The organism is Leeuwenhoekiella nanhaiensis (genome assembly GCF_002744755.1).
Classification (GTDB): domain Bacteria; phylum Bacteroidota; class Bacteroidia; order Flavobacteriales; family Flavobacteriaceae; genus Leeuwenhoekiella; species Leeuwenhoekiella nanhaiensis.
Genome location: NZ_KZ319288.1, coordinates 484,047 through 499,440, shown reverse-complemented (window position 1 = coordinate 499,440; position 15,394 = coordinate 484,047). Strand labels below are relative to the sequence as shown.

General features: G+C 39.5%; 7 protein-coding genes. 4 read left to right on the top strand and 3 right to left on the bottom strand.

The features are described from left to right. Positions 1-15: 15 nt before the first annotated feature. Positions 16-2,562: an ATP-dependent Clp protease ATP-binding subunit gene (locus CJ305_RS05895; protein WP_099645315.1), complete on the bottom strand. Its 2,547-nt coding sequence runs from the start codon at positions 2,560-2,562 to the stop codon at positions 16-18. Between the two features lie 245 nt (positions 2,563-2,807). Here CJ305_RS05895 and gyrA point away from each other — a divergent pair, with 245 nt between their 5' ends. Both gyrA and CJ305_RS05885 read left to right on the top strand, forming a co-directional pair. Then, the gene (gene gyrA, locus CJ305_RS05890) at positions 2,808-5,342 is read left to right on the top strand and encodes a DNA gyrase subunit A (RefSeq protein WP_099645314.1); all 2,535 of its coding nucleotides are present in this window, start codon (positions 2,808-2,810) and stop codon (positions 5,340-5,342) included. A 28-nt stretch (positions 5,343-5,370) separates the two neighbouring features. Further along, positions 5,371-6,639 (top strand): tetratricopeptide repeat protein, encoded by a 1,269-nt coding sequence (locus CJ305_RS05885; protein ID WP_099645313.1) that lies wholly within the window; start codon positions 5,371-5,373, stop codon positions 6,637-6,639. Between the two features lie 75 nt (positions 6,640-6,714). Here CJ305_RS05885 and CJ305_RS05880 read toward each other — a convergent pair whose 3' ends face one another. After that, positions 6,715-8,013, bottom strand: coding sequence for an amidohydrolase family protein (locus CJ305_RS05880; protein WP_099645312.1), 1,299 nt, complete (start codon positions 8,011-8,013; stop codon positions 6,715-6,717). A gap of 2 nt (positions 8,014-8,015) precedes the next feature. After that, the gene (locus tag CJ305_RS05875; protein WP_099645311.1) at positions 8,016-10,994 is read right to left on the bottom strand and encodes an amidohydrolase family protein; all 2,979 of its coding nucleotides are present in this window, start codon (positions 10,992-10,994) and stop codon (positions 8,016-8,018) included. Between the two features lie 672 nt (positions 10,995-11,666). Between CJ305_RS05875 and CJ305_RS05870 the strand changes: the two genes are divergently transcribed. Beyond that, positions 11,667-12,977, top strand: a complete 1,311-nt coding sequence (locus tag CJ305_RS05870; RefSeq protein ID WP_099645310.1) for a beta strand repeat-containing protein — start codon at positions 11,667-11,669, stop codon at positions 12,975-12,977. A 620-nt stretch (positions 12,978-13,597) separates the two neighbouring features. Continuing rightward, positions 13,598-14,803 (top strand): hypothetical protein, encoded by a 1,206-nt coding sequence (locus CJ305_RS05865; RefSeq protein WP_099645309.1) that lies wholly within the window; start codon positions 13,598-13,600, stop codon positions 14,801-14,803. Positions 14,804-15,394: the final 591 nt, after the last annotated feature.

Here is a 15,394-nt window from a genome sequence, read left to right as displayed (position 1 = left end):
TAAAAAAACGTCTGTTTACGATTGAGCTGAATTTTCAGTTTTCTCAATCCGAATACTGAGTTCTTCTTTTCCTTCTTCAATGTCCATATAAATGGTATCACCTTCCTGAAGGTTAGCAGTTATAATCTCTTCGGCTAGAGCATCTTCAATATATTTTTGAATAGCTCGCTTAAGAGGTCTCGCGCCATAATCCTTATCAAATCCTTTATCGCCTATAAAATCTTTAGCTTGATCTGAAAGCTGAAGATTGTATCCTAAAGCTTCAATACGCTTGTAAAGCTTTTTAAGCTCGATGTCGATGATTTTGTGAATCTCTTCACGCTCTAAGGCATTAAATACGATAACGTCATCTACTCGGTTAAGGAATTCTGGAGCAAATGCTTTTTTAAGTGCCTGCTGAATAATTCCTTTGGCATTTTCATCGGCCTGTTCTTTACGCGCCGCGGTGCCAAAACCAACTCCCTGACCAAAATCTTTGATCTTACGAGCTCCGATGTTTGAAGTCATAATGATTACCGTATTCCTGAAGTCGATTTTTCGACCTAAAGAGTCGGTGATATAGCCATCGTCTAAAACCTGAAGTAGCATATTAAATACGTCAGGGTGTGCTTTTTCTATCTCATCAAGCAATACTACAGAATAGGGTTTTCTGCGTACTTTTTCAGTAAGCTGACCACCTTCTTCGTAACCTACATATCCCGGAGGCGCACCAATAAGTCTGGAGATTGCAAATTTCTCCATATATTCACTCATATCGATACGAATCAATGAATCTTCATTGTCAAACAATTCGGTCGCCAAAATTTTAGCCAATTGAGTTTTACCCACACCAGTCTGACCTAAAAAGATGAAAGAACCAATAGGTTTTTGAGGATCTTTAAGTCCTGCACGGTTACGCTGTATAGCTTTCGCTACTTTGGCAACAGCTTCATCCTGACCTATTACTTTTGATTTTATAGACTGTGGCAATTCTGCAAGTTTATTGCTTTCAGTTTGAGCAATTCGGTTTACAGGAATACCGCTCATCATAGATACTACATCAGCAACATTGTCTTCAGTAACGGTCTCACGATGCTGTTTTGAGTCTTCTTCCCAGCTTTGCTGAGCTGATGCAAGTTCTTTTTCAAGATTCTTCTCATCGTCTCGCAGTTTAGCAGCTTCTTCATATTTCTGTTTTTTGACAACAGAATTCTTACGCTCACGCACTTCTTCTAACTGACGCTCCAGATCAAGAATTTTCTTTGGTACATCAATATTAATAATGTGTACTCGTGAACCGGCTTCATCCAGTGCATCAATAGCTTTATCCGGTAAAAACCGATCGGTCATATAACGACTGGTCAGCGTCACACAAGCCTTAATCGCTTCGGGCGTGTAAATTACATTGTGGTGATCTTCATACTTATCTTTAATGTTGTTAAGTATTTCAATCGTTTCTTCTTCATTAGTAGGTTCAACAATAACTTTTTGAAAACGACGCTCTAGAGCACCATCCTTTTCGATGTACTGTCTGTATTCATCTAATGTGGTTGCACCGATGCATTGAATTTCGCCACGCGCAAGAGCCGGCTTAAACATATTACTGGCATCTAAAGAGCCTGTAGCGCCTCCGGCACCTACTATAGTATGAATCTCGTCAATAAACAGAATGATGTCAGAGTTTTTCTCTAGTTCATTCATCACTGCTTTCATACGCTCTTCAAACTGACCTCGATACTTGGTACCTGCTACAAGACTGGCCAAATCAAGCGTTACAACACGCTTGTCAAAAAGAATACGGGAAACTTTTCGTTTTACAATGCGTAAAGCAAGACCTTCGGCAATGGCAGATTTACCAACACCGGGTTCACCTATTAGTAGCGGGTTATTCTTTTTACGTCTGCTCAAAATCTGAGAAACGCGCTCTATTTCTTTTTCACGGCCTACCACCGGATCTAATTTGTCCTCTTCGGCCAGCGCAGTTAGGTCCCTACCGAAGTTATCTAAAACCGGAGTTTTAGATTTTTTATTGGCTTTATTTCCCGGCGTATTAAAAGGATTCTCTTTTTGCGAGTCTGCGGTATTGTCATCGTCGCTAAAAGATTCTGCTTTTATAGGCTCTATATAGTCGTCATCACTAGTCATCATAAGCTTAAATTGATCTTTTACGTTATCATAATCTACTTTGAGCTTGTTTAGTAATTTAGTCGTAGGATCGTTTTCATTACGTAACACGCAAAGCAGAAGATGCGCCGTGTTTATAGAAGAACTTTGAAAAAGTTTAGCTTCTAAAAATGTTGTTTTTAGAGCACGCTCGGCCTGTCTGGTGAGGTGCAAATTTTTCTTTTCATTGCTGGCCATTCCGGTTCCCGGATTTGCGGGGCTCAGTATTTCTACCTTGCGACGCAAATGATTAAGGTCAACGTCAAGTGCCTGAAGTATTTCGATAGCCTTACCACTGCCATCACGCAAAAGCCCAAGCATTAAATGCTCGGTGCCTATAAAATCGTGACCCAGTCGCAAAGCTTCTTCTTTGCTGTAGGCGATTACATCTTTAACTCGGGGTGAAAAATTATCATCCATATTCGCTCCTGTCTTTTCTTAGGTTTTCAATAATTAAGTCAAAAACCGTTCCGTTTGCAATGCTGTTAGTAAATTGACAAAATTACTTTGAAAGCTACAATGGAAGTTAAGCATACTTATCAAAAACGAAAACTAATTTTTGTTAATAAAAACTGAGGTTGGCTGTTAGCATATAGCCCGAAAACACTGTCAAAATGCGTATATTGCCCCTTAGTGTTTAAACCAATATTTAAATAGAAATACATATGGCTGAAGGAGAGAAGTTAATTCCTATCAACATTGAAGATGAAATGAAATCAGCCTACATTGACTATTCAATGTCGGTCATCGTGTCACGTGCCTTACCAGACGTACGCGACGGTTTAAAGCCTGTACACAGGCGTGTTTTGTTTGGTATGCACGAGCTGGGAGTTCGCTCCAATTCGGCTCACAAGAAATCTGCGAGAATTGTAGGAGAGGTTTTGGGTAAATATCACCCTCACGGTGATACTTCGGTTTACGATACCATGGTACGTATGGCTCAGGAGTGGAGTTTGCGCTATATGCTAGTTGATGGTCAGGGGAACTTTGGTTCTGTTGACGGTGACAGCCCTGCTGCAATGCGATATACGGAGGCTCGGATGCGTAAAATCTCTGAGGAGATGCTTGCAGATATCGATAAAGATACAGTAGATCATACCCTCAATTTTGACGATACGTTAAAGGAACCCACCGTTCTTCCAACCCGTATTCCCGGGTTATTGGTTAATGGTGCTTCCGGTATTGCTGTAGGTATGGCGACCAATATGCCACCACACAACCTTACGGAAGTGGTTAATGGTATTGTCGCGTATATCGAAAACCACGATATCGAAATAGACGAGCTTATGCAGCACGTTACAGCTCCAGATTTCCCTACAGGTGGAACCATCTACGGGTACGAGGGTGTTCGTGAGGCATTTAAAACAGGTCGTGGTCGCGTTGTTTTGCGGGCTAAAGCCACTATCGAGGAAGTTAAAGGTCGCGAGTGTATTATTGTAAGCGAAATTCCATATCAGGTGAATAAGGCTGATATGATCAAGAAAACTGCAGACCTTGTTAACGAGAAAAAGATTGATGGTATCGCGTCTATACGCGATGAGTCTGACAGAAAAGGAATGCGCATCGTTTACGTTTTAAAACGGGATGCTATTCCAAACATCGTTCTCAATACCTTATATAAGTATACTGCGCTTCAATCTTCATTTAGCGTAAACAATATTGCGCTTGTTAATGGCAGACCCGAAATGCTGAATCTAAAAGATATGATTCATCATTTTGTGGAGCATCGCCATGAGGTTGTTGTACGTCGTACGGAGTTTGAGCTCAAAAAAGCGGAAGAGCGCGCACACATCTTAGAAGGTCTTATTATCGCTTCAGACAATATTGACGAAGTGATTGCACTCATACGTGCCAGTAGCAACGCTGATGAAGCCCGAAGTAAGTTGATAGAACGCTTTGAACTTTCTGAAATTCAAGCAAGAGCAATCGTAGAGATGCGTTTACGTCAGCTTACCGGTCTGGAGCAGGATAAATTGCGCGAAGAATACGAGGAGCTGTTAAAAACAATTGAAGATTTAAAAGATATTCTGGCTAAGAAAGAACGCAGAATGGAAATCATCAAAGAAGAGCTTATTGAAGTGCGTGATAAATACGGTGATGAGCGTCGTACCGATATAGACTATGCCGGAGGAGATGTTACCATTACCGATTTAATTCCTGATGAGAAAGTAGTTCTTACGATTTCTCACGCGGGGTATATCAAGCGTACTTCCTTACAGGAATACAAAACCCAAAATAGGGGAGGTGTTGGTCAAAAAGGGTCTACAACCCGTAATGAAGATTTCCTGGAGCACTTGTTTGTGGGAACCAACCACCAGTATTTGATCTTCTTCACCCAAAAAGGAAAATGTTTCTGGATGCGGGTTTTTGAAATTCCGGAAGGAAGTAAAACCTCAAAAGGTAGAGCAATTCAGAATCTGATAGCTATTGAACCAGACGATAAAGTCAAAGCCTTTATTTGCACCAATGACCTTAAAGATGAGGAATACATAAATTCCCGATATGTCATAATGGCAACTAAAAAAGGTCAGGTCAAGAAAACCTCACTCGAGCAGTATTCCCGTCCACGAACTAATGGTATCAACGCGATAACCATTAAAGATGGCGACGAATTATTGGCTGCAAAGCTTACCACAGGCGACAGTCAGGTAATGCTGGCTGTTAAATCAGGTAAGGCTATTCGCTTTGAGGAAGAGAAGACCAGACCAATGGGAAGAAACGCTTCCGGGGTTCGTGGCATAACTCTTGCAGATGATAATGATGAAGTTATAGGAATGGTAGCTGTTAATGATCCGGAGTCTAATGTACTGGTGGTTTCAGAGAACGGTTACGGTAAGCGTTCACTGGTTGAAGATTACCGGGTTACAAACCGGGGTGGTAAGGGTGTTAAAACCATTTCCATTACAGAAAAGACCGGGAGCTTGGTTTCTATTAACAATGTTACCGATGAGGATGATTTAATGATCATTAATAAATCGGGTATCGCTATCCGAATGGAAGTTTCTGAACTTCGGGTAATGGGTCGGGCCACACAGGGTGTCAGACTTATTAATCTGAAAAATGGAGATACCATTGCAGCAGTGACCAAAGTGAAGAAAGATGAAGACGATATTGAAGATGAAGATGGAATTGTTGCTGAAGGAGATGAAAAAGTAGAAAATCAAAATATTGAAAAGCCTTCTTCTGATGAAGAGGAATAAATAAAGTTGAATATAAATTAAATAGATAATGAAGACTAAATCAATAGTTTTTGCGGCGCTTTCCCTTACAGCCGTAACCTTTGCGCAGAAAAAGGAAATTAAGTCTGCAGAAAAAGCCGTTGAATCTGGAAGTTATGCCCAGGCACAAACCGAAATTGAAGCGGTTTCCGGGATGATGAGTCAGATGGACGAAAAAGAAAAGGAATATTATTACTTCGTTAAAGGTAGAGCATACCTTGGTGGAGAGGATAATAAAAATGCCGATCAGCTTTTAAAGGCTATGGAAGCATTTACAACCGTTTATGAATTCAATGACGGTGATAAATACGGAGAAGAAGCAAAGCAGTTTAAGCAACAAGCTATGAATGCTGTTATTTCTTCTGCTGTAGATGACCAAAATGCTGAAAAGTATGGCGAGGCTGCAAATAAGCTTTATACGTTATATACGCTTACACCTAAAGATACCTCTTATCTTTATTTTGCGGCATCTAACGCCGTAAACGGTCAGGATTATGCAACTGCACTTAACTATTACACGCAGTTAAAAGACATGGGGTATACGGGTATTGAAACACAATACACGGCAGTGAATAAGGAAGATGGTAAAGTTGAAACTTTCCCATCTAAGCAACAAAGAGATTTATTTGTAAAAGCAGGTTCTCACGAAGATCCTAAAGTTGTTGTTACCGAATCTCGTGCAGGTGAAATTGCAAAAAACATCGCTTTGATCTACGTACAGGAAGGTGAAAATGACAAAGCAGTAACTGCAATTCAAGATGCTCTTGCTGAAAATCCTGATGACGATGCACTATTGCGTTCTGCAGCTGATGTTTATCTAAAAATGGATATGACAGAAGAATATGAGGCTGCTATGGATAAAGTAATTGCTAAAGACCCTAATAATCCTGGATTGTATTTCAATCTTGGTGTAGGTGCGGCAAAAGCAGGAAATACTGAAAAAGCAATGGGTTATTATAACAAAGCTTTGGAAATTGATCCAAATTATGCTGCTGCGAACTTAAATATTGCTGCTTTGATGCTAGGAAAAGATAAAGAAATCATTGAGAAGATGAATTCTTTAGGGAATACCAAATCAGACAATGCTAAATATGAAGAGTTGAAGAAAGAGCGTCTTAAACTTTATGAGGATGCAGTTCCTTATTTAGAAAAAGCAATTGCAGGTGATGAGCCTAATATCGAAGCTGTGCGTACTTTGTACAACATCCACATTCAATTAGGTAATACTGCTGATGCTGATAAATACAAAGCTCAGTTAGATGCTATGGAAGGCAAATAATCAAAAGCCTTATAAAAAGTAAAAGTCCGGTTCATCACCGGACTTTTTTTATGCTTAAAACTAAAAGATTTAGAATTATTCGGTACGCTCGTATTTTTCCATATAACGCTTCCAGAGTTCGGTTTGATGACTTTCAAGACTTATTTCACGTCCTGAGATCATTGCTTTAGTAAGGTTGTTTCCTTTCATCTCTAAAGCATTTCCGGTACTAACAAATAATGTAGCGTCTTTTCCGGCTTCTAAAGTACCCAACTGATCTTCAACTCCTAAAATGACAGCAGCATTTTGGGTAATTAATTGAAGGGCCTGTTCAAAGCTTAAACCGTGAGCAGTAGTTTGACCTGCATAAAAGGGAACATTACGAGACTGCCAGTATTCACCGCTATTACCTAGAGCAACTGTTACTCCCGCATCCATAAGATCTTTCACCATTTTAAAGCTGATGTCGTAATCATCATCTTCAGAACCCGGAAGGCTGTGTACACGGGTTAAGATCACCGGAATTTGTGCTTTCGCAATTTCGTCGGCTACTTTATAGCCGCGATACGCACCTACCAGTACAACGTTCTCTACATTCATCTCTTTCTTAAACTTGATTACATCCAGAATTTCCTTTTCAGAATCTACGTGTACGTAAAGATTTTGACTACCATTTAAAACATCCTGCATTGCAGCATAGGGTAAATTCATCACGGCTTCCGAATCCCCTTCAAAAGCTCCAGCCTGCTTCATAAAATCTTTGACTTCAAGAATATCAGAAGCATAGTCTTTATTTGGGCTATAACCCGGGTCTTCACCCAGCCACCAGCGACCACGTCTAAAACTGTTGGGCCAGTTTAAATGAATACCGTCACCGCGTTTAACCACCGCATCTTCCCAGTTCCAGGCATCTAATTGAACCACTGATGACTCACCTGAAATGGTACCACCCTGAGGTACGGTTTGAGCCAGTAAAACCCCATTGGGACGCATACTTTCTACCACCTTAGACTCGGCATTGTAGGCAATAATAGCTTCGATATGTGGATTGTATTCGCCTATTTCATCCTGATCTTCTGTGGCGCGAACCGCCGCGATTTCAACAAGTCCAAGCGTAGTGTCAAGGGCTATAAATCCCGGATAAACGTGCTGCCCGTCAATTTTTATAATTTCTCCACGTAAAGGTCTTTTGGTGGTTAAGGCGTCGTAAACCCCGGTTATTTTTCCGTCTTTGATAAAAATAAGGCTGTTTTCGATAACCTCGCCATTGCCAATATGCGCAATACCGCCGGTAAGCGTTATTTCACCGCTAGCCGCAGGAGCGGGTGTTTGCTGTGCCTGCAGACTCACTGTTAGCAATAAAAACAGTATATAAAAGCTTTTAAGTGTTCTCATAATTAATTAAGTGTTTCTAAGGTGTCACAATCCAGACGCTGTTTCTCTTCTTTTTTAGCCGGCTGCGTCTTCAGACCTTTATTCTTATCTCTCAGCATCATCGTACTGAGTTTATTTTTCTTTTCCTGTATACTCTTGCGAAGCGCTTTATCTTTTTCAAGGTCAAAATAGACCGCACCTTCAATCAGTGTTTTTTCTGCAATTGCGCTTACAGACATGGGGTATGTAGACCAGAGTACCAGATCAGCGTCCTTGCCTTCTTTAATACTACCGGTACGATCATCTAAATGAAGCATCTTCGCTGGATTTAGCGTTACAAACTTCCAGGCTTCTTCTTCAGGAACTCCCCCATATTTCATGGTTTTAGCAGCCTCTTGATTCAATCTGCGGCTCATTTCAGCATCATCACTGTTAATTCCTGTAAGTACACCCTCGCTCCACATTATCGCGGCATTATAGGGTATTGCGTCATTTACTTCATATTTATACGCCCACCAGTCGCTAAAGGTTGAACCGGCCACGCCGTGCTCTGCCATTTTATCAGCTACTTTATACCCTTCAAGAATGTGTGTGAAGGTATTGATTCTGAAATCAAAATCTTCTGCCACTTTCATCAGCATATTGATCTCACTCTGTACATAAGAGTGTGACGAGATAAAACGATCTGCGTTTAGAATTTCAACTAGTGTTTCCATCTCGTAATCTTTGCGATAGGGTTCACCGCTATTCTTTGCTTTTTCGTATTCACGTGCCCGCTGAAAATAATCGGTATACATTTGTTGTACACCCATACGTGTTTGCGGGAAGCGGCTGTAGCTGCCCCAGTTGGACTGCTTTACGTTTTCGCCCAAAGCAAACTTGATGAATTTTGTATCATCTAAAACCATCTCATCAATACTTGATCCCCACTTGAGTTTCATCACAGCAGATTGCCCGCCAATTGGGTTAGCTGAACCGTGAAGTAACTGTATTGTGGTCACACCGCCTGCAAGATCGCGGTAGATGTCAATATCGTCAGGATTCACAACATCTTTCATACGTACTTCGGCAGAAGAGTTCTGGCCTCCTTCATTGATTGAGAAAGCTGCAATATGTGAATGTTCATCAATTATACCACTGGTAAGGTGTTTTCCGGTCGCGTCAATTACTTTGGCACCACCAGAACTCAAATTTTTGCCAATAGCTGCGATTTTACCGTTTTTGACCAATACATCGGTTTCTTCCAGGATTCCAACGTCTTCATTGGTCCATACTGTCGCATTTTTAAACAGAATAGTCTCCTGTTTAGGTTTTTCATCATAACCATAAGCGATATTCGGGTAGGTAAGGGGCATTACGAAAGGCTCATCTGCTTCTTTCTCATCGTCTTCCTTATCTTCTTCGTCTTCAGCTGTATCCGCTTCTTTTTTGGTCATAGTAAAAGAAGTTTCACTTCCGTTAGGCTGAATAGCTTTACCGCTCCACATTTGCGCATCTGAAACCTGAGTTACTACCCGGGTAAAGTCTTTGCTTTCTGCATCTTTGGCAGTAAACATCAGGTTTAACCAGCCGTTATCGTAATTAATTTTAGAACCTAATTTAGTATCACCACTCTTAACGGTTACTGAAGGTTTCTCCGTTGACTTGGAAATACTGACATCATAAGTAGAACCGCCCAGACTCAATGCGTAGGAACCATCAATATCCAAAACATTGGAATCTTTGATAACCTGCTGATTGCCCTGCACCCAATTCTCATAGAGTATGGTGTCCTCTTCAAACAATTCACCTGAAGTGACCAGAAAATTGGCCCAGGCATTTTCTTTAAGGGAGCCCAGCTCGTCACTTTTACCTAAAAGTTGAGCAGGAACTGTTGTCAATGCTTCGAGCGCTGTTTCTTTACTTAAACCATACTTAAATGCTTTTTTAAGCATGTCCATCATCTTTTCTGGAGATTTTAAGGAATGGGTTGTAAGAGCGAAGGTAAGTCCGGCCTCCTGCATTTTGGCAGGATTGGTGGGTTCCTGATTCCACTCAAGCATTTGACTTAAGCTTACATAATCTGCCTGGTAGGGATCTTCAACATCATAAGCGTCCTGAAAATTCACCGGAAGTATATATTGAGCACCGGTTGCCTTCACTTCGTCTATGCGCTTGTATTCATCCCCCCCTCCAACAATGATAAAGGGTACGCCGGTTTCTTTGGAAAGACTGGCGATGCGTAAATCGTCATAAAGACCTTCCCCGTAAAAAATCTGAGGTAGACTCATATTGGCATTAAGAGCTTCTAAAGCAAGATCGCGGGTTTCTACATTACCCTTTGCATACCAGTCTGCATCTTCAAAAAGTTGACGGATTAAGGCAGTAGCACCCATTTTAGAAGAGGGGTAAGCCTGCCCCGATAAGTTACTTTTGTCAAAAGAGAAAAATTGTGCTGATTTAGTATCTATAAGACGATCTGCTGTGTTGCCACCTGTATTAAGGGCTACAAGAATACCGTTTCCTCGCGCGATAGCATCGACCTTATGCGTGTTTACCGCACCAAAACCTGCCTCTACGAGTTCTTTAGCGGCCTTGCTATCGTAATCAAAATCAGCAAGCGCATCGGTTTCTGCACGTACGTGGTCGTTCCAATAATAACCGGAACGTGAAGCTTCATACTCACCACTTCGGCCACCACTTGAGCGTTCGGGCTTTTTAACCCCAAATGAAGAATACATTTCTATAAAAGAAGGATAAACATGCTTACCCTTTAAATCAATGACCACAGCATTTGCAGGTTCTTTTACTGATTTACCTACTGATACGATTTTACCATCTTTAATAAGCATACTGCCATTATTGATGGTTTTTCCGGGAGCCGGATGCAGCGTAGCATTCTTGAAAAGCGTGTAGTTAGAATTGACCGTTTTTACACCGTCATTTACCGGGAAGTATTCCTGTGCGGCGAGTGTAAAACACATCAGGAACAACCATCCGGCTAGGAATAGTTTTTTGTTCATAGTTAGCTAAATTTAGACTTTGCCTAAAAATAACTGTTATGACGTTTCTTTAAGAAAATTTAAGATTGTTTAAGAAATGTTTAACGAAAATCCTTATTTCCCATTATTCTGAGGAAGATTTTCATTAATAATTCGGATCAAGAGTTGTTGATTTCTATAAGGTTTATCAAGTGCCAAATTGAGATATTAGATTGTGTTTATTCATTAATGAAAATTGATTATAATGGATTAAATAAGTCTGAGAAAAAACCTTTCGTATAGAAATGCCGATTTTTTAGAATAGTTTTTTTAAAAAATACCCCAGGTTTCAGAGAGATATTTATAAAAAAAGGGGGGTATTTTCCCCCTTTTTTGCATTATTGCTGTTTTTCCTTCCAAGCTAATAATGATTTTTATCGATTTAAATCTCACTCACATCTTGATTTACGGACAAAACTTTCTGGTTAATAGTACAAATCGTCTTTTCTAGTTTCCTGAGTAAATTAGGCAATGATTTTTCATTCAGTTTTTATATTACCTTTAAATATCTGAAATGAAGTTAGTTGTGTTTTTAGTTTTAGTATTTTTTAAGATTTTAATTAAACTTCGATTAGCCAGCGATAACGATTGAGAACAATCAATCCATCCATATGTATTTATTAACCAATAATATATTAATTAAACTCTTTTATTATGAAAAAAATGATTTTAACCGTTGGAGCACTAATGTGCGGTGCAATGATTTTTGCCCAATCCAACACCAGTGATGTAAATCAATCAGGAACAGGACACAGTGCTGCTGTCAATCAGGTTGGTACGGTAAATAATTCTGACGTAGATCAGATGGGTACTTCAAACACTGCTGCTGTTGATCAGGCGGGTGCAACTAACAATGCTATAACGTATCAGGATGGTGGAAGTCAAAGTTCTGCAATTGATCAGTCAGGGGAGCGAAACACCTATCGTACAACCCAGTTTGGTACTGGTAACTCCTCAACAGCTTCTCAGGATGGTAATGATAACTATGCAGGACCACCAACAACTACTTGGGGAACTTATCAAAGTGGTATGGATAACTCATCTGAAACCAATGTTTTAGGTAATAATAATGGTACAGCAACTCTTCAGGTTGGAGATAATAACTCCGCTTCAATTTCACAGGTTGGAAATAATAACATTGCTATTGGACAAACTAGTTTATTTTGGGGTATTCAGCAGGAAGGTTCTGATAATGATGCTGCTATTTCTCAAACAGGAAATTTCAATGTAGCATCAATCGAACAGCAAGGTGATGCCAATGTTGGAGAGACCGATCAGGCTGGGGACAGCAACTTCTCTGATACCGATCAAACTGGAGATGGTAATTCCTCTGATACCGATCAGGTTGGTATGTCAAATAATTCAGATGTTGATCAAATCGGGGATATGAACGAAGCGATCACAGACCAGAATGGAGGTAACAATGACTCTGACATTACCTCTACTGGAAATGGCAATTTTGCCTGGACCAGACAAGGTTATTTTGGCGCAGGAGGTAATGATCACGTGAGTGATATTGATCAAATGGGTGATGATAATTCTGCTATAGTTGGACAGGATGGGACAGCTAACTTCAGCGATATTGATCAAATAGGCAATAACAATAGTGCTATTACGTATCAAATAGGATTAACCAATAATTCTGTTGTAGATCAAAATGGAGCTGGGAATAGTAGTTTTGTTGATCAACAGTTTCAGAATAACGGTATAAGTGATGTAGACCAGGATGGAACTAATAATAGCAGCACAGTGATTCAAAGAGTAGAGGGAAACAACTCTGCAGTAACTCAAATGGGTAATGGAAACACTTCAAATGTTACTCAGATTGGAACTTCTAATATGAGTACTGTTTTTCAAGATGGTATGATGAATATGAGCACTGTTAATCAGAGTGGTATGACTCACGTGAGTACCGTCACTCAAATTGGAAGCTCAAATACTTCAGTTGTAAGCCAAAGCAACTAAGTTTAAAGGAAAATATCAAGAATGGTTTTTTGATAGAGCGAGGATGCTGTAAAAGGCTTCCTCGCTTTTTTTAATTAGCTCTTTGTGCAGCTCCTAATAATGAGCGTGTAGCAGGGTTGTTTATAAATGGGAGAGAATTCTTTCATAATGGTCTAATCCAATATAAGGGACTAATTTTAAATAGAGGAAAACAAATAAATACAACTTGATATTTCTACGGCTGCAGCTCTTTAAAGCGAGTGATAACAAAATACATTTCAAGTTTTTAGGGTAAATAGCTAAGGGTATTTTTCCCCTTTTTTTATATAGTTTTTCCCTTCTTCATTTTGTCAGATTGAACTTCGACGAAAAAAAAGATATTTACATCATAATTACTTACATAATTTGATTGTGATTAGTACAAATGAACTTCTGAGTGGTCTTAAGGAGCTTGACAACTATTTTTTCGTTCATCTTATTTAGTATATTTAACTATCTGAAAAGAAGCTAGTTGTGTTTTAAGTTTTATTATTTTTTAAGATTTTAATTAAACTTGGATCAAGCAGCGAAAACGATTGAGAACTATCAATCTATTCATTTGTATTTATTAACCAATTATATATTAATTAAACACTTTTATTATGAAAAAAATGTTTTTAACCGTTGGAGCACTGATGTGCGGTGCAATGATTTTTGCCCAATCCAACACAAGTGATGTAAATCAATCAGGATCAGGACACAGTGCTGATGTTAGTCAGGCAGGTAATGCTAATGATTCAGATGTCGATCAGTTTGGCTCTTCAAATGATGCCGATGTTGATCAGGCAGGGGTAACTAATTTTGCGGTAACTTTTCAGGATGGTGGAAGTCAAACTTCATCTATCAACCAATCTGGAGAGAATAATACGTATAGAACAACTCAATATGGCACCGGTAACTCTTCAACAGCCTCTCAGGATGGTATTGGCAACTATGCCGGGCCACCAGCGACTACTTGGGGGACCTTGCAAGACGGACAGGATAATACCTCATCAACTACCGTAACAGGGAACAATAATGGAACAGCAACTTACCAGTTAGGAAATAATAACACGGCAATGATTACTCAGGTAGGTAATGATAACATTGCGACCCTTCAAACTACTTTAAATTGGGGTATTCTACAGTTTGGTGATGGTAATGCTGCCGACATAGGTCAATTTGGAAACGCCAACACTGCTTCTATCGAACAGCAGGGCAATGATAACGATTTTGAAATAGATCAGGCAGGAAACGATAACTATGCTAAATCCTATCAGGAAGGTGACCGTAACTTAGGAGGTGGAGCAAGTTTAAGATGGGGTATAAATCAAAGAGGAGATAACAACGATGCCACTAATGATGCTTTTGGTAATGATAACAACAGCGGTACCTATCAGAATGGTACAGGCAATACTTCAACTATTGAACAAATAGGTGATGGTAATATCGCTAATGGTCTTTCACCACTTCTCTACGGTACAGAACAAATAGGTGATGATAACAATTCTGATTTGCTTCAGATAGGAAATGGTAACAGCGGTTCAACGTATCAAAACGGAACTCAAAACCAGGCTGATACCTATCAATTGGGTGATGCTAACACTAGTTCTGTCTCTCAGCTAGGAACTCTAAATGAGTCTGATGTAGATCAACTAGGAGATGGTAATACAAGCAGCGTTAGTCAGGACGGTATGATGAATATGAGCACCGTTCTTCAAAACGGTATGATGAATATGAGTACTGTTTCTCAAACAGGAAGTACACACATGAGTATGGTTACTCAAGCTGGTAGCTCTAATACTTCAACTGTAACACAGAGCAACTAATTAAATAGAAAAATCAAGAATGGTTTTTTTGATAGAGCGGGGATGCCTTATATGGCTTCCTCGCTTTTTTCTTTTAAAATATTAGGGAATGCAAATGACATCACAAAAAAGCACCCTGCTTATTTTTTGATTACTGAACAGTAATCATAATGAGCTGATCGCAAACCGGTGAATGGAACTCTAGAGCAGTATTGGAAGGGTCAAAATATTATATTTGGTTTTTAAGACGTATTTGACTGATGGATGTACTCTTCGTGATACTTTTACAAATGTCATATGATAAATATTTTGGGGGTGTTTTCCCCCTTTTTAATCAAATTACATTCTTTATTTACAGTCAAAATTGCATTTAATCGATAAAATAAGGTTTACATCCTTAAATACATAGCCGCATTCGCGTTTAATAATACAAATAGCTAACGCTGCAATGTTTTAGGTGCTTTTGGCAAATATTTAAACTACCTTTAACTGTCTGATAAAAAGTAATTTGGATTCTTGATTTTGCAAAAAATTAAGATTTTTATTTTGCTCTTCAAAATCGTTTCTATCGATTTCGTGTAATCCATGTACTCTACTAAATATGTATTTATT